The following is a 15,028-nucleotide window of genomic DNA, read 5'->3' as shown; positions in this document are numbered from 1 at the left end:
CAGCACGGCGCGCACGGCCAGCACGCCCCGCACGACCCGCACGGCCCGCACGCCCCGCACGACCCGCACGCCGGCGGCCTCCACCGCCGACGGCGCCGCGGCGGGCCGGGCCGCCTCGGGCTCCCCGGCTCTCATGACAGGGTCAGCGTCAGCACCGCGGTGTACGCGCCCGGCGGGGTGTACGGCGGGACCCGGAGGGTGAGCGCGGCGTCGAGGGTGAAGGTGCCCCCGACGAGCGCGGCGTCGGGCGTGGAGGCGAGGACCGCGCCGTCGGGGCCGACCGTGCCCGCGCTGCCCGGCGTGCACGCGCTCGGGCTCCCGGCGGCCGCCGCGCACACCGGGGTCCAGCTCAAGGAGGCGCCCGGGATGTGCACCGCGGTCCCGCCCGCGCCGGTGCCCGTGAAGTCGGTGACCTTTCCGATCAGGGACCAGCCCGCCGGTCCGCCCCGGGCGTCCTTGACGGTGACGGTGCCGATCCGGCCGGCCGCCGCGCCGCCGTCCCCGTACGGGACCGCGCCCAGGGTGACCGCCTCGCCCTCCTGGGTCATGCCCAGCGCGCCGGGCTCGACGACGGCCGTCACCTTCCGCGCGTCCGGGGGCACGGGAGTGACCTCGATCACCGTGTACGCCGCCGGGCCGGAGCCCCCTGTCGCCGACCACGCCCCGCCCTCGTACGCCACGACCGCGGTGGTGGCCCTGTCCGTGACCGGCAGCTCGGCGAGGACCACGCCCAGCTCGTCGGCCTGCGCCGTCACCCGGTCGGTGGTCTCGGCCGCGCCGGCGCGGCCGGCCACGGTGACGCTCGCGCCGGGGACGAAGCCGGCGCCGGTGACCTGGAGCGTGGCACCCGGCTTCCCGGAGGCTCCGCCGAGCCACACGGACCGCAGGTTGGCCGTCGGCAGCGGGCTCGCGGTGACCCGCTCGGAAACGGGGAGGGTGGCGGGGGCAGGCACGGGAGGGGTGGCGGGCGTCGGACCGGGGGTCCCCGCCGGGTCCGTGCCCGGCGCCGGATCCCGCGCCGGGCCCGGCTCCGCCGGCACGTCGGCCGCGCACGTCGTGTCGAGGTCCGACAAGTGGCTGGTGTGCAGCGTGTAGGCGCCCGGGGCGAGAGTGATCTCGCCGGGCGCGGTGACGGTGAAGGTGCCGGTCATGGTGACGGCCGGCAGCGTCCCGCCCGCCGTGACGGGGTCGTTGCGCCTGGCTCCGACGACCGTCACCTCGCCGCTCTGGGCTCCCCCGAGGACGACCCGCCCGGTCGGCGTGAGCACGTCGGCGGGCAGGTCGACGGGGAGCGGGTTCACGGCGGGCGTGCCGAGCACCTGGTAGGTCACGGTGACGGTGTCGCCGACGCCCGGCTCCGGGTCGTCCACGGTGATCCGCGCGGTGGTGGGCCCGTCGGCGGGTGGCAGCCCGGCCTCCTGGGGCGCCAGGCAGTGCGTCGGGAACTCCACCCGGCCGGGAGCCCGCCCCGGGGGCGTCTCCCCCTCGGCGGCGGCGGGCGGGCTCAGCGCGCCTCCGGCCGCGGCCGCCAGCACCGCCATGGCGACGGCCGCCGACCGCCCTCTGCTCCGCGCCGGTCTCCGCACTGCCCGCCCCCTGGGTTCCCGTACCCCGACAGGGGGTCATTCACGAGCGGGCGGCGGGAGAAGTCAATGCACGGACCCGGCAGCAACTGATGTCCCATCAGGAGATGGCGGAGTGTCACCGGAGCCGTCACCGGAGCCGTCACGGGAGCCGTCACGGCGGCCGGGCCGGCGGCGGTCGTCGCGGGCGTCCTCACGGGGGTCCCGCAGGGTGTCCCGGAACGTCCTGCGGTAGGCCGTCGGGCTGACGCCGAGCGCCGCCTGCACGTGCTTGCGCAGCGACTGCGCCGCGCCGAAGCCCGTCTCCCGCGCCACCTGTTCCATCGGCAGGTCGGTCTGCTCCAGCAGGGTGCGGGCCCGCTCCACCCGCTGCCCCACGATCCACTCGCCGGGGCTGACCCCCGACTCCTCGCGGAACCTGCGCGTGAAGGTCCGTACGGACACGGCCTCCTGCCGGGCCAGATCGGTCAGCCGCAGCGGCTCGTGCAGCCGGTCCATCACCCAGGCGCGGGCCGCGGCGGTGCTGGCCTGCTGCGGCTGCGGCACCGGGCGGGCGATGTACTGCGCCTGCCCGCCCTCGCGGTGCGGCGGTACGACGGTGAGCCTGGCCACCTGGTTGGCGACGGCCGCGCCGTGGTCCCGGCGCACGATGTGCAGGCACAGGTCGACGCCCGAGGCGACACCGGCCGAGGTCAGCACGTCCCCCTCGTCGGTGTACAGCACGTCCGCGTCGACCCGTACGGCCGGGAACAACTGCTGGAAGTGCTCGGCCGACGCCCAGTGGGTGGTGGCCCGGCGGCCGTCCAGGTACCCCGCGGCGGCCAGCACGTAACCACCCGTGCAGATGGAGACCAGCCGCGTGCCGGGCCTGATGTGCGCGAGCGCGGCGGCGAGTTCGGGGGTGAGCCGTCCCTCCGAGTGGACCGTGCCCAGCTCGTAGGAGGCGGGGACCACCACCGTGTCGGCCGTGGCCAGGAGCTCCGGCCCGTGCCCGACGTGGATCGCGAAGTCGGCGTCCGTGGGCACCGGGCCGGGGGCGAGCCCGCAGGTGAGGATCTCGTAGAGCGGCCGGCCGGCCGGATCCTTGGCCCGGCCGAAGATCCGGTGCGGGATCCCGAGCTCGAACGGCAGGAGGCCGGCGAGGGCGAGGACGACGACGCGGTGCGGCGGGGAGTCCATGGCCCGATCATACCGAAGGCTGTCGTTCAGGCCACTGTCGCGGAGGGCCGCCGCCCCCGGAAGCTGTCGTCGTGACGACGCAGACAGCACCCTCGCCGGCCCCCGAGGCCGCTCCTCCCCGAGTCCACCGCGCCTGGTCCGTCGCGGCCGTCGCCTTCGTGACGATCATCGGCGCCGCCGCCTTCGCCTCCCTCCCCGGGCTGCTCATCGAGCCGCTGCACGAGGAGTTCGACTGGTCGCACGGCACCATCGGCCTCGCCGTGTCCGTGAACCTCGCGCTGTACGGGCTCACCGCGCCGTTCGCCGCCGCGCTCATGGACCGCTTCGGCATCCGCAGGGTCGTCGCGATCGCGCTGACCGTCATTGCCGCCGGCTCGGTGGCCACGCTGTGGATGACCGCCTCGTGGCAGCTGATCATGTACTGGGGCGTCCTGGTCGGGCTGGGCAGCGGTTCGATGGCGCTGGCCTTCGCCGCGACGGTGACCAACCGCTGGTTCGTCGCCCGGCGCGGCCTGGTCACCGGCATCCTCACGGCCGCCGGGGCCTCCGGCCAGCTGATCTTCCTGCCGCTGCTGGCCTGGCTGGTGGAGCACCACGGCTGGCGTCCGGCGGCCGTCACCGTCTCGCTGGCGGCCCTGACCGTCGTGCCCTTCGTCTGGCTGCTCCTGCGCGACCACCCGGCGGACGTCGGACTCGCCCCCTACGGAGGCACCTACGCGGCCAGGCCCGCACCCGTCCGGGGCGCCGCCCGCCGCACGGTGGCCGTGCTCTTCCGGGCGGCCCGGACCGGGCCCTTCTGGCTGCTGGCGGGCACCTTCGCGATCTGCGGAGCCTCCACCAACGGACTGGTCAAGACCCACTTCGTGCCGTCGGCCCACGACCACGGCATGCCGGTGACGGCGGCGGCCGGCCTGCTGGCCGTGATCGGCCTGTTCGACGTGATCGGCACGGTGTTCTCCGGCTGGCTGACGGACCGCTTCGAGGCGCGTCGCCTGCTCGTCGTCTACTACGCCCTGCGCGGGATCTCGCTGCTCTTCCTGCCGATGCTGCTGGCCCCGGCCGTCGACGTGCCGATGGTGTTCTTCATCGTCTTCTACGGCCTGGACTGGGTCGCGACCGTCCCGCCGACGATCGCGCTGTGCCGCGAGCACTACGGCGAGGACAGCGCCATCGTCTTCGGCTGGGTCCTGGCTGCGCACCAGGTCGGCGCCGCGCTCGTGGCCTTCCTGGGCGGCCTGGCCCGCGACGCCTTCGGCTCGTACGACCTGGTCTGGTACGCCTCGGGCGCGCTGTGCGCGATGGCGGCGCTGATGGCGATGGTCATCCGCCGCCGTCCGGCCGCCGCCGCGCTGCCGGCGTGACGCCCGCGCTTCAGCCCGCGGGAGTGGTCGACTTGAGCGTGCCGTCCGGGCCCGCCAGGAGGACCGGGGTGTCCGGGCCGCCGAGGTCGCGGACCGCCGCACGGTCGGCGTCGGCGGGGGCGTCCGCCGCGCTGACGACCGCGGCGGCCTCCAGGGACCGCGCTCCGCTGGCCACCGCCATCGCGACGGCCGTCCGGAGCGCGCTGAGCTTGAGGGAGTCCAGCTCCACGGTCCCGGCGACGTACGTACGGCCGGTCTCGTCCCGGACCGCCGCCCCCTCGGCCACGCCGTTGCGGGCCCGGGCGCTGCGCGCCAACGTGATGATCTTGTTGTCTTCGGGGTCGATCCCGGTGCTGTCGGTCATGGTCCGAAGCATAGGGAGCGGGTCCGCGGGGCCGCACGACGGCCCCGCGGACACGCTCGCGCGCTACGGCCGGTCGAGCCGCAGCCGTTCGGCCTTCGGCAGACCGGCGACCACGAGGTCGTACGAGTCCTCGACGAGCTCCCGGGCCAGGGCGTCGGGCAGGGCCCCCGGCCCGCCCACCGTGACCGTGTTCCAGTGCCGCTTGTTCATGTGCCAGCCCGGCACGACCGCCTCGTGCTCCTCCCGCAGCCGCACCGCCTGCTCCGGTTCGCACTTGAGGTTGACCTTCAGCGGGTCGCCGTCCAGCGCCGACAGCGCGAACACCTTCCCCAGCACCTTGAACACCGAGGTCTCCGGGGTGAAGGGGAACTCCTCCACCGCCGCGTTGAAACCCAGGCAGAAGTCGCGCAGCTCGCTCGGTGTCATTCCGCCCCGTCCTCCACCGTCACCGCCGGAGCCAGCGGCTCCACCAGTACCGTCACGATCTTGTTGCGTCGTCCCGCCGGGGATTCGGCGGTCAGCCGCAGCGGCCGTCCGTCCGGCAGGTCCACCACCGCCGAGGCGCCGGCGATCGGCACCCGGCCCAGTGCCTTGGCAAGCAGCCCGCCGACGGTCTCGACGTCCTCGTCGTCGAAGGAGTCGACCTTGAACAGCTCCCCGAGGTCGGTGATGTCCAGCCGCGCGGTGACCCGGTAGCTGTCCCCGCCCAGCTCCTCCACCGGCGCGATCTCCCGGTCGTACTCGTCGGTGATCTCGCCGACGATCTCCTCCAGGATGTCCTCGATGGTGACGATGCCGGCGGTGCCGCCGTACTCGTCGATGACCACCGCCACGTGGTTGCGCACCGACTGCATCTCGCGCAGCAGGTCGCCCGCGTTCTTGGTGTCCGGAACGAAGACCGCCGGCCGCATCGCCGTCGAGACCAGATCGGTCTCCGACTCGCGGCTGATGTGGGTCTTGCGGACCAGGTCCTTCAGGTACACGACGCCCACGATGTCGTCCTCGTTCTCCCCGGTGACGGGGATGCGCGAGAAGCCGGAGCGCAGCGCGAGCGTGGTCGCCTGACGGATCGTCTTGTACCGCTCGATGCACACCAGGTCGGTACGGGGCACCATCACCTCGCGCACGAGCGTGTCGCCCAGCTCGAAGACCTGGTGCACCATCCGGCGCTCGTCGTCCTCGATGAGCGACTCCTTCTCCGCCAGGTCCACCATCGCGCGCAGCTCGGCCTCGGAGGCGAAGGGCCCCTTGCGGAAGCCCTTGCCGGGTGTGAGCGCGTTGCCGATGAGGATCAGCAGCTGCGGGACGGGCCCCATGACGCGGGCGAGCGGGACGAGGACGTAGGCGGCCGCCGTGGCGGTGTTCAGCGGATGCTGCCGGCCGATGGTGCGCGGAGACACCCCGACCGCCACGAACGAGACCAGCACCATCACGCCGATGGCCACGAAGAGCGCGGTCCAGTTCTCCCCGAACTCGTCGAGGCAGACGTAGGTGACGAGCACGCCCGCCGCCATCTCGCAGGTGACCCGGACCAGCAGGGCGACGTTGAGGTAGCGGGTGGGATCGGCGGCGACCTGCGCCAGCTTGGCGCTGCCGCGCCGGCCGTCCCGTACGGCCTGTTCGGCGCGGAAGGTGGAGATCCGGGCGATGCCGGACTCCGCGCACGCCGCGAACCAGGCCACCACGACCAGCAGGACGGCCCCGGTGATCAGCTGGGGATCGCCGGTCACGAGACGGTCGGGGCCGGGGACGGGCCGGTCACGCCGCGCTCGCCGCGCCAGCCGTCGACGATGGCCGCCTGGAGGCCGAACATCTCGGCCTTCTCGTCCGGCTCCTCGTGGTCGTAGCCGAGCAGGTGCAGCACCCCGTGGACGGTCAGGAGCTGGAGCTCCTCGTCCATGGAGTGCCGCGTCGGCGCGTCCTCGCCCTGCTTCTTGGCCACTTCGGGACAGAGCACGATGTCACCGAGGAGCCCCTGCGGGGGCTCCTCCTCGTCCTTGGACGGCGGACGCAGTTCGTCCATCGGGAAGGACATGACGTCGGTGGGTCCGGGTAGGTCCATCCACTGGATGTGGAGCTGCTCCATCGCCTCCTCGTCGACGACGATGACGGAGAGCTCCGAGAGCGGGTGGATCCGCATCCGGGTGAGCGCGTAGCGGGCGATGTCGAGGATCGCCTGCTCGTCGACCTCGGTTCCGGACTCGTTGTTGACGTCGATCGACATGGTGCGCTGGGTTCTACTTCCGCTGGTGGCCGTTCCGGGTGCGCTCGCCGCCGTCTGGGCCGGCCTGGCGCGCCTGGATGTCGTCGTACTTCTCGTACGCGTCGACGATACGGCCGACCAGCTTGTGCCGGACGACATCCTCGGACGTGAGCCGCGAGAAGTGGATGTCGGGCACCCCTTCCAGGATGTCCTGGACCTGGCGCAGACCGCTCTTGGCGCCGCCCGGCAGGTCGACCTGGGTGACGTCACCGGTGATGACGATCTTCGAGTCGAAGCCGAGGCGGGTCAGGAACATCTTCATCTGCTCGGTGGTGGTGTTCTGCGCCTCGTCGAGGACGACGAACGCCTCGTTGAGCGACCTTCCCCTCATGTAGGCGAGGGGCGCGACCTCGATGGTGCCCGCCGCCATCAGGCGCGGGATCGAGTCCGGGTCGATCATGTCGTGCAGGGCGTCGTAGAGGGGGCGCAGGTACGGGTCGATCTTGTCGAAGAGCGTGCCCGGCAGGAAGCCGAGCCGCTCGCCGGCCTCGACGGCGGGGCGGGTCAGGATGATCCGGCTGACCTGTTTGGACTGCAGGGCCTGGACCGCCTTGGCCATGGCGAGGTAGGTCTTGCCGGTACCGGCGGGGCCGATGCCGAAGACGATCGTGTTCTTGTCGATCGCGTCGACGTACCGCTTCTGGTTCAGGGTCTTGGGCCGGATCGTGCGTCCGCGGCTGGAGAGGATGTTCTGAGTGAGCACCTCGGCCGGGGTCTCGTCCGGCCCGTCGCCGTTGCGGCTCGACTTGAGCATGGCGATCGAGCGTTCCACTGCGTCCTCCGTCATCGGCTGCCCGGTGCGGAGCACCAGCATCATCTCGTCGAACAGGCGCTGGATCAGGGCGACTTCCGCCGCCGCGCCGATCGCGCTGACCTGATTGCCCCGAACATGGATGTCGGCCTTCGGGAAGGCCTTCTCGATCACGCGCAACAGCGCGTCTCCCGATCCGAGGACGGACACCATCGGATGGGTGGCCGGGACGCTGAAGTGGGCTCGCGCCTGTCCCGGTGCGGGGATCTGGGCTCTCGTTGTCTGAGTCATGGGCCGGCACTGTGGCCTGCGCATACCTCCCACTGAGGGGCCGCGCCGATCGACGACCTCCGGACCTCCAAGCCTACGTCGCCGCCGCCCCATCCCCGAGAGGTTTTCCGGCGCGCTCCTACGCGGGGTGCCGGAAGCCGATGGTCGGGACCGCCCGGCGCCGGCTGGCCGGGGCGGCGCCGGGCGGGACCAGGTCGTCCAGGAACCCGTACCGCCCGCGCACGTCCTGCGGCGCGGTGCGCCACCAGGCGGCCACTTCCGGCCATCCGGGGGCCGACAGCGAGCCCCCGAACTCCTGGACCGACAGGGCCGCCGTCAGGCCCGCGAAGGCCAGCCGGTCCGCCAGCGGCCAGCCGGCGAGGGTGCCGGTGAGGAAGCCCGCCACGTAGACGTCGCCCGCTCCGGTCGGGTCCAGCGCCTCGACCGCGATCGCCGGGACCTCGGCGCTCTCCCCGGTCCGCCCGTCCACCGCGTACGAGCCCTCGGACCCCATGGTCACCACCGCGATCGGGACCTTCTCGGCCAGCGTCCGCGCCGCCGCGCGCGGGCAGTCGGTGCGCGTGTAGGCCATCGCCTCGCCCGCATTGGGCAGGAACGCCTCGCAGTGCTCCAGGTCGGCCAGCGCCCCCAGGTCCCACCGCCCGCTCTCGTCCCATCCGACGTCGGCGAAGACCCGCGCCCCCCGCCGGGCCGCCTCGGCCACCCACGCCTCCCCGCCGCCCGTGCCGAGCGAGGCCACGGCCGCACGGGCGCGGGGCGGGCACTGCGGGAAGGGCCCGGGGCCCGCCGGGGGCGGAGCCTCGTGGCCGTGCGAGACCATCGTGCGTTCGCCCTCGTACGCCATGGAGACGGTGACGGGGCTGTGCCAGCCGGGCACGGTCCGTGACATCGACAAGTCGATTCCCTCGCCCTGCTCCAGCGCGTCCCAGCAGTACTCGCCGTAGTGGTCGTCCCCGAAGGCGGCGGCGAGCGAGGTGCGCAGGCCGAGCCGGGCGAGGGCCGTGGCCATGTTGGCGACGCCGCCGGGGCTGGAACCCATGCCGCGCGCCCAGGACTCCGTACCGCGCACGGGGGCCGAGTCGAGGCCGGTGAAGATGATGTCGAGGAACACGGCGCCGGTCAGGAAGACGTCGCAGCCCGGCTCCTGGGGATCGCGCAGCGGACCGAGCGGGTCCACGGCGGCGGTGCGGCTGTCCCGGCTGTCCCGACTGCTCACGAGGTGCTCTCCGTTCGGCGCGCGTTTCGCTGGAAGTGGTGCCTGATCCACATCTTGGCGGGTCGTCTCCGCAAGGGGGGCGACGTGCGACGGCCGCCCGGCTCCACCCTCCCGGAAGGACCAGGACAACAGTGTGGCGCAGATCACCGAGGGAGTGCCGTGGCTCTCCTGCTGCGGGGTGGCCGTACCGCCGCCGCACCGCACGTCGGGCGCGGTGCGGCCGGCGGGGGCACCCCCCGAGGGGCGACGTGCCGGGGGGAAGCGGCGGGCCGGGGGCGGCGTGCCGGGGGGAGCGGCGTGCCGGGGGCGGGCCGCCGTCCTCAGGTCCGCTTCGGCACGGGCACCCGTACGAGGTCGGCCGCGATCGTCAGCTCGCCCTCGAACCCGGCCGCGCGGGCCTGCCGTTCGAACTCCGCCGGGTCGGTGTAGCGCTGCGAGAAGTGCGTCAGCACGAGGTGCCGTACGCCCGCCTCCCGTGCCGCCCGGGCGGCCTGTCCGGCGGTGAGGTGGCCGTGGTCGGTGGCGAGTTGGACGTCCTCGTCGAGGAACGTCGACTCGATCACCAGCATGTCGCAGCCCTGGGCGAGCGCGTCGACGCCCTCGCAGAGCCGGGTGTCCATCACGAAGGCGAAGCGCTGCCCGGCGCGCGGCTCGCTGACCTCGTCCAGGGTGACCCCGCCGAGGCGGCCCTCGCGCTGGATCCGGCCCACGTCCGGGCCCTTGATCCCGTGGAGTGCGAGCAGTTCGGGCCGTATCCGGCGCCCGTCGGGCTCGGTGATCCGGTAGCCGAAGGACTCCACCGGGTGGGAGAGCCGTACCGCGTCCAGGGTGTAGGAGTCGGTGCGGGCCAGGAGGCCGTCCTCGGCGACCGGCTCCTCGGCCAGCCGTACCGTCTCGCGGTAGGCCGTGGCGTAGCGCAGCCGGTCGAAGAACTTCTGCCCGGAGGCCGGATAGTGCGCGGTGACGGGGTGCGGGACCCGGTCGAGGTTGATCCGCTGGATGACTCCGGCGAGGCCGAGGCTGTGGTCACCGTGGAAGTGGGTGACGCAGATCCGGTTGATGTCGTGCGCGGCGACCCCGGCGCGCAGCATCTGGCGCTGGGTGCCCTCGCCGGGATCGAAGAGGATGCCCTCGCCGTCCCAGCGCAGCAGGTAGCCGTTGTGGTTGCGGTGCCGGGTGGGCACCTGGCTGGCGGTGCCCAGCACGACGAATTCCCGTACGGACACGTCTTATCCGGGGGGCCACTGGAGCCCGCGCCCGCCGAGGACGTGCGCGTGGGCGTGGAAGACGGTCTGGCCGGCGCCGGCGCCGGTGTTGAAGACGACCCGGTAGCCGTGCTCGACGATCTTCTCGTCGGCGGCGACGTGGCCCGCCTCGCGCAGTACGTCGGCGGCGAGCTCGGGCGCGGCGGCGGCGAGGGACGCGGCGTCGGCGTAGTGCGCCTTCGGGATGACGAGGACGTGGCTGGGCGCCTGCGGGTTGATGTCCCGGAAGGCTACGGTCGTCTCGGTCTCCCGGACGATCGTCGCCGGGATGTTTCCCTCGACGATCTTGCAGAACAGGCAGTCGGCCTGCGGTTCACCGGCCATTTCGCTGGTCCCTCCGTGACGTTCGATCGGTTCCGGCATGGTATCCACCGCCGGGGACGGGCCGCCGCCGCGCCAGGACCGGCGGCTCGGGTTCCGCGCCTTCGGGGCGTCCCCCGGCGAGCCCCCGGGGAGCCCCCGGGCCGGTTTTCAGGGGCGGCCCGGGGCCGGCTCCGCGGGCCGGTTTCCGGCCGGTGCGGCGCGGGGACGGCCGCTCAGGACCAGCGGCCCGTCCTGGCCAGCAGGACCGCCGCCGCCGCCGTCCCGGCGGTGGAGGTGCGCAGCACCGAGGGGCCCAGCCGGTACGGGTGGGCGCCGGCCGCCGCGAAGGCGGCGAGCTCCTCCGGGGAGACCCCGCCCTCGGGTCCGACCACCAGGACGACGGAGCCCGCCGCGGGCAGTTCCGCCGTGGCCAGGGCGCCCGAGGGCGCGTCGCGGTCCTCGTGGAGGACCATCGCGAGGTCGGCCCCGGCGAGCAGTGCCGCGACCTGCTTGGTGGAGAGGGCTTCGGCGACCTCGGGGAAGCGGACCCGGCGCGACTGCTTGCCGGACTCGCGGGCGGTGGCCCGCCACTTCGCCAGGGACTTGGCGCCGCGGTCCCCGCGCCACTGGGTGATGCAGCGCGAGGCCTGCCAGGGCACGATCGCGTCGACGCCGGTCTCCGTCATGGTCTCGACGGCGACCTCGCCCCGGTCGCCCTTGGGCAGGGCCTGGACGACGGTGATCCGGACGGCCGGCTCCGCCTCCTCGAAGACCCCGCTCACGCGGACCACCAGGCGGTCCTTGCCCTCGGCCGCCGTCACGACGGCCTCGGCCCAGCCGCCCCGGCCGTCGGCCAGGACCAGGGCCTCGCCCGGGGTCAGCCGCTTCACGGACACCGCGTGCCGGCCCTCGGGGCCGTCCAGGACGAACTCCGGTCCCTCGGGGACCTTTTCGACCACGAACACGGGGGCGGTCATGACGCACTCCTCATTTGCCTTGTCTTCAACGCGTTCTGCGCCGCCGAGAGTTCCGCCGCGAGCACCTCGACGAGCTCGCCCGCGGGCATCGTCCGCGCCAGCCGGTGCCCCTGGCCCGCCCACAGGGCCATGCCCTGCGGGTCCCCGGCCGCCGCGGCCGCCTTGCGCAGCGGCGAGGTCAGGTGGTGCACCTGCGGGTAGGCCGCGGGGGCGTACGGGCCGTGCTCGCGCATGAACCGGTTGACCAGCCCCCGGGCCGGGCGCCCCGAGAAGGCCCGGGTCATCTCCGTACGGACGAACAGCGGGTCGGTCAGCGCCTTCTTGTGCAGCGGGTCCGCGCCGGACTCCGGACAGGCCAGGAACGCCGTGCCGAGCTGCGCCGCCTCCGCGCCCGCGGCCAGCAGCGCGGCGATCTGCGAGCCGCGCATCAGCCCGCCCGCCGCGATGATCGGCAGGGCCACGCTCTCCCGTACCTGCGCCACGAGCGCGAGCAGTCCCAGGCCCGCCGTGCCGTCGGCCTGGGGGTCGTCGCGGTGGGTGCCCTGGTGGCCGCCCGCCTCCATGCCCTGGACGCACACGGCGTCGGCGCCCGCCTCCTGCGCGGCGCGGGCCTCCTCCACGGAGGTGACCGTGGCGATCGTGTACGTACCGGCCTTGCGCAGGCAGGTGAGGGCCGCGGGCGAGGGCAGGCCGAAGGTGAACGAGACCACGGGGACCGGGTCCTCGATGAGAATGGCGAGTTTGGCGTCGTAGCCGTCGTCGCTGGTGCCGATGATGTCCTCTTCGGCGAGCGAGATCTCGTACCAGCTGGCCTCGCCGGCGAGCTGGCCGCGGTACGCCTCCACGGCGGCCGGGTCCACGTATCCGGTCTGCGGCATGAAGAGGTTGACGCCGAACGGGCGGCGGGTGAGCGCGCGCAGCCGCTTGATCTCCTGGTACATGCCGTCGGCGGTTTTGTACCCGCCGGCCAGGAAGCCCAGCCCGCCCGCCTCGCACACGGCGGCGGCGAGCGGCGGGCAGGACGCGCCGCCGGCCATGGGAGCCTGCACGATCGGATACGCGAAGAGACCGTTCGGTGCGGAGGACATGGTCTGCATCGTGCCATGTCCCGCTCACGGGGCCGAATCACGGCATTCGCCTGGCATAGTCCCCTTCACCGGGGTGCCCGAAACGCGCCGGCGCCATGCGGCGAGCCCGGTCCGGGGCATCCCCGGACCGGGCTCGCGGTCGTTCTCGTCCGTGCGCGCGCACGTGGTGCCGTACGCCGCCGCGCGCGGCTCAGCGCCCGTTGAAGGCGTCCTTCAGGCGGCTGAACAGCCCCTGCTGGCCCGGCGCGAACTGGCCCAGCGGCCGCTCCTCGCCGCGCAGCTTCGCCAGCTGGCGCAGCAGGTCCTCCTGCGCCGGGTCCAGCTTGCCGGGGGTGGTGACCTCGACGTGCACGATGAGGTCGCCGCGCCCGCCGCCGCGCAGGTGGGTGACGCCCCGACCGTGCAGCGGGATCGCCTGGCCGGACTGCGTGCCGGGCCGGATGTCGATCTCCTCCATCCCGTCCAGCGTCTCCAGCGGGCACTTGGTGCCCAGGGCCGCCGCGGTCATCGGGAGGGTGACCGTGCAGTGCAGGTCGTCCCCGCGCCGCTGGAAGGTCGGGTGCGGCAGCTCGTGGATCTCCACGTACAGGTCGCCGGCGGGGCCGCCGCCGGGGCCGACCTCGCCCTCGCCCGCGAGCTGGATCCGGGTGCCGTTCTCGACACCGGCGGGGATCTTGACCGTCAGGCTGCGGCGGGAGCGGATCCGCCCGTCGCCCGCACACTCGGGGCACGGGGTCGGGACCACGGTGCCGAAGCCCTGGCACTGCGGGCAGGGGCGCGAGGTCATGACCTGGCCCAGGAAGGACCGGGTGACCTGCGAGACCTCACCGCGGCCGCGGCACATGTCACACGTCTGCGCCGAAGTGCCGGGGGCGGCCCCTTCACCGGAGCAGGTGGTGCACACGACGGCCGTGTCGACCTGGATGTCCTTGGTGGTGCCGAAGGCGGCCTCGTCCAGTTCCAGGTCGAGGCGGATCATGGCGTCCTGGCCGCGGCGGGTCCGCGAACGCGGTCCGCGCTGCTGGGACTGGCCGAAGAAGGCGTCCATGATGTCGGAGAAGTTGCCGAAGCCACCCGCCCCGAAGCCGCCCGCTCCGCCACCGCCGCCCGAGGAGGACAGCGGGTCGCCGCCGAGGTCGAAGACCTGCTTCTTCTGCGGGTCCGAGAGCACCTCGTACGCGGCGTTGATCTCCTTGAAGCGCTCCTGCGTCTTCGGGTCCGGATTCACGTCCGGGTGGAGTTCACGCGCGAGGCGGCGGAAGGCCTTCTTGATCTCGTCCTGCGATGCGTCGCGGCGCACGCCGAGAACGGCGTAGTAGTCCGTGGCCACTTACGACTCCGCCAGGATCTGTCCGACGTAACGTGCCACTGCGCGTACCGCTCCCATCGTTCCGGGGTAGTCCATGCGGGTCGGTCCGACCACGCCGAGTTTGGCGACTGCTTCGCCGCCCGAACCGTAGCCGACCGAGACGACGGACGTGGAGTTCAGTCCCTCGTAGGCATTCTCATGCCCGATCTTTACGGCCATTCCCGACTCGTTGGCCTCGCCCAGCAGCTTGAGGAGCACGACCTGCTCCTCCAGCGCTTCGAGCACCGGCCTGATCGTCAGGGGAAAATCGTGTCCGAAACGGGTGAGGTTGGCGGTGCCGCCGATCATCAGCCGCTCCTCCGCCTCCTCCACCAGCGTTTCGAGAAGGGTGTCGAGGACAGCCTTCGCCGTCGCCCTGTCCTCGGCCTCGAAGGACTCCGGAAGGTCCTGCACCAGCGGCGGCACGTCGGTGAACCTGCGGCCGACGACCCGGCTGTTGAGGCGCGCCCGCAGATCGGCGAGCGACGCCTCCCCGAAGGGGGTCTGGCAGTCGACGAGCCGCTGCTCGACCCGGCCGGTGTCCGTGATGAGGACGAGCATCAGGCGGGCCGGGGCCAGCGAGAGCAGTTCCACGTGCCGGACGGTGGAGCGGGTCAGGCTCGGGTACTGGACGACCGCGACCTGCCGGGTCAGCTGCGCGAGCAGCCGTACGGTCCGGCCGACCACGTCGTCGAGGTCCACGGCGCCGTCGAGGAAGTTCTGGATGGCCCGGCGCTCGGGCGTGGACAGGGGCTTGACCCCCGCCAGCTTGTCGACGAAGAGGCGGTAGCCCTTGTCGGTGGGGATCCGGCCGGCGCTGGTGTGGGGCTGGGCGATGTAGCCCTCCTCCTCCAGCAGTGCCATGTCGTTGCGCACGGTGGCGGGCGACACGCCGAGCCGGTGCCGCTCGGTGAGCGCCTTGGAGCCCACCGGCTCCTCCGTCCCGACGTAGTCCTGGACGATGGCGCGCAGCACTTCGAGTCTGCGTTCGCTGAGCATCGCGCACACCTCCATCGTTTCGTCGTTCGCCGGCCGGCCG

Annotated in this window: 15 protein-coding genes; 1 reads left to right on the top strand and 14 read right to left on the bottom strand. The window is 73.3% G+C overall.

From position 1 onward, the window contains the following. Nucleotides 1-131: 131 nt before the first annotated feature. Together ABZY44_RS04640 and ABZY44_RS04635 are read right to left on the bottom strand one after the other, a co-directional pair. The gene (locus tag ABZY44_RS04640; protein ID WP_356650117.1) at nucleotides 132-1,541 is read right to left on the bottom strand and encodes a beta-xylosidase; all 1,410 of its coding nucleotides are present in this window, start codon (nucleotides 1,539-1,541) and stop codon (nucleotides 132-134) included. Between the two features lie 108 nt (nucleotides 1,542-1,649). Further along, nucleotides 1,650-2,762: a helix-turn-helix domain-containing protein gene (locus tag ABZY44_RS04635; RefSeq protein ID WP_356650116.1), complete on the bottom strand. Its 1,113-nt coding sequence runs from the start codon at nucleotides 2,760-2,762 to the stop codon at nucleotides 1,650-1,652. A gap of 71 nt (nucleotides 2,763-2,833) precedes the next feature. Between ABZY44_RS04635 and ABZY44_RS04630 the strand changes: the two genes are divergently transcribed. After that, the gene (locus tag ABZY44_RS04630; protein WP_356650115.1) at nucleotides 2,834-4,123 is read left to right on the top strand and encodes an MFS transporter; all 1,290 of its coding nucleotides are present in this window, start codon (nucleotides 2,834-2,836) and stop codon (nucleotides 4,121-4,123) included. Nucleotides 4,124-4,133: 10 nt separating this feature from the next. Here ABZY44_RS04630 and ABZY44_RS04625 read toward each other — a convergent pair whose 3' ends face one another. The 12 genes from ABZY44_RS04625 to hrcA form a co-directional block, all read right to left on the bottom strand. Next, a complete protein-coding gene (locus ABZY44_RS04625; protein WP_356650113.1) occupies nucleotides 4,134-4,487 on the bottom strand; it encodes a cytidine deaminase in 354 nt (117 codons plus the stop codon). Nucleotides 4,488-4,550: 63 nt separating this feature from the next. Continuing rightward, nucleotides 4,551-4,913, bottom strand: coding sequence for an MmcQ/YjbR family DNA-binding protein (locus ABZY44_RS04620; protein ID WP_356650112.1), 363 nt, complete (start codon nucleotides 4,911-4,913; stop codon nucleotides 4,551-4,553). Continuing rightward, the gene (locus ABZY44_RS04615) at nucleotides 4,910-6,217 is read right to left on the bottom strand and encodes a hemolysin family protein (RefSeq protein ID WP_356650111.1); all 1,308 of its coding nucleotides are present in this window, start codon (nucleotides 6,215-6,217) and stop codon (nucleotides 4,910-4,912) included. Before ABZY44_RS04615 ends, ABZY44_RS04620 begins: the two co-directional genes overlap by 4 nt. Beyond that, the gene (gene ybeY / locus ABZY44_RS04610; protein ID WP_356650110.1) at nucleotides 6,214-6,711 is read right to left on the bottom strand and encodes an rRNA maturation RNase YbeY; all 498 of its coding nucleotides are present in this window, start codon (nucleotides 6,709-6,711) and stop codon (nucleotides 6,214-6,216) included. The genes ABZY44_RS04615 and ybeY overlap by 4 nt, the downstream gene beginning before the upstream one ends. Before the next feature lie 13 nt (nucleotides 6,712-6,724). Further along, on the bottom strand, nucleotides 6,725-7,792 hold the full coding sequence (locus ABZY44_RS04605) for a PhoH family protein (protein WP_356650109.1): 1,068 nt from the start codon (nucleotides 7,790-7,792) through the stop codon (nucleotides 6,725-6,727). A 118-nt stretch (nucleotides 7,793-7,910) separates the two neighbouring features. Then, on the bottom strand, nucleotides 7,911-9,008 hold the full coding sequence (locus ABZY44_RS04600; protein ID WP_356650108.1) for a PfkB family carbohydrate kinase: 1,098 nt from the start codon (nucleotides 9,006-9,008) through the stop codon (nucleotides 7,911-7,913). A 320-nt stretch (nucleotides 9,009-9,328) separates the two neighbouring features. Next, nucleotides 9,329-10,234 carry a ribonuclease Z gene (locus ABZY44_RS04595; protein ID WP_356650107.1) on the bottom strand — a complete coding sequence of 302 codons (906 nt, stop codon included), beginning with the start codon at nucleotides 10,232-10,234 and terminating at the stop codon, nucleotides 9,329-9,331. Nucleotides 10,235-10,237: 3 nt separating this feature from the next. Further along, nucleotides 10,238-10,597 (bottom strand): histidine triad nucleotide-binding protein, encoded by a 360-nt coding sequence (locus ABZY44_RS04590; RefSeq protein ID WP_356650106.1) that lies wholly within the window; start codon nucleotides 10,595-10,597, stop codon nucleotides 10,238-10,240. Nucleotides 10,598-10,809: 212 nt separating this feature from the next. Next, complete coding sequence (locus ABZY44_RS04585; protein WP_356650105.1) at nucleotides 10,810-11,553, bottom strand: 16S rRNA (uracil(1498)-N(3))-methyltransferase; 744 nt, start codon at nucleotides 11,551-11,553, stop codon at nucleotides 10,810-10,812. Then, complete coding sequence (locus tag ABZY44_RS04580; RefSeq protein WP_356650104.1) at nucleotides 11,550-12,641, bottom strand: nitronate monooxygenase; 1,092 nt, start codon at nucleotides 12,639-12,641, stop codon at nucleotides 11,550-11,552. Before ABZY44_RS04580 ends, ABZY44_RS04585 begins: the two co-directional genes overlap by 4 nt. 190 nt (nucleotides 12,642-12,831) lie before the next feature. Then, the gene (dnaJ, locus tag ABZY44_RS04575; protein ID WP_356650103.1) at nucleotides 12,832-13,971 is read right to left on the bottom strand and encodes a molecular chaperone DnaJ; all 1,140 of its coding nucleotides are present in this window, start codon (nucleotides 13,969-13,971) and stop codon (nucleotides 12,832-12,834) included. Next, nucleotides 13,972-14,988 carry a heat-inducible transcriptional repressor HrcA gene (gene hrcA / locus ABZY44_RS04570; protein ID WP_356650102.1) on the bottom strand — a complete coding sequence of 339 codons (1,017 nt, stop codon included), beginning with the start codon at nucleotides 14,986-14,988 and terminating at the stop codon, nucleotides 13,972-13,974. Between the last annotated feature and the right edge of the window lie 40 nt (nucleotides 14,989-15,028).

It is taken from the genome of Streptomyces sp. NPDC006544, from assembly GCF_040611715.1.
In the GTDB taxonomy this organism is placed as follows: Bacteria; Actinomycetota; Actinomycetes; order Streptomycetales; family Streptomycetaceae; genus Streptomyces.
Note: the sequence above shows the minus strand (reverse complement) of the source record. Positions and strands in the feature narration are given on the sequence as shown.

Coding starts and splice junctions, on each gene's coding strand:
- ABZY44_RS04640 (WP_356650117.1), bottom strand. CDS start 1,541: ATGGCGGTGCTGGCGGCCGCGGCCGGAGGCGCGCTGAGCCCGCCCGCC.
- ABZY44_RS04635 (WP_356650116.1), bottom strand. CDS start 2,762: ATGGACTCCCCGCCGCACCGCGTCGTCGTCCTCGCCCTCGCCGGCCTC.
- ABZY44_RS04625 (WP_356650113.1), bottom strand. CDS start 4,487: ATGACCGACAGCACCGGGATCGACCCCGAAGACAACAAGATCATCACG.
- ABZY44_RS04620 (WP_356650112.1), bottom strand. CDS start 4,913: ATGACACCGAGCGAGCTGCGCGACTTCTGCCTGGGTTTCAACGCGGCG.
- ybeY (WP_356650110.1), bottom strand. CDS start 6,711: ATGTCGATCGACGTCAACAACGAGTCCGGAACCGAGGTCGACGAGCAG.
- ABZY44_RS04605 (WP_356650109.1), bottom strand. CDS start 7,792: ATGACTCAGACAACGAGAGCCCAGATCCCCGCACCGGGACAGGCGCGA.
- ABZY44_RS04590 (WP_356650106.1), bottom strand. CDS start 10,597: ATGGCCGGTGAACCGCAGGCCGACTGCCTGTTCTGCAAGATCGTCGAG.
- ABZY44_RS04585 (WP_356650105.1), bottom strand. CDS start 11,553: ATGACCGCCCCCGTGTTCGTGGTCGAAAAGGTCCCCGAGGGACCGGAG.
- ABZY44_RS04580 (WP_356650104.1), bottom strand. CDS start 12,641: ATGTCCTCCGCACCGAACGGTCTCTTCGCGTATCCGATCGTGCAGGCT.
- hrcA (WP_356650102.1), bottom strand. CDS start 14,988: ATGCTCAGCGAACGCAGACTCGAAGTGCTGCGCGCCATCGTCCAGGAC.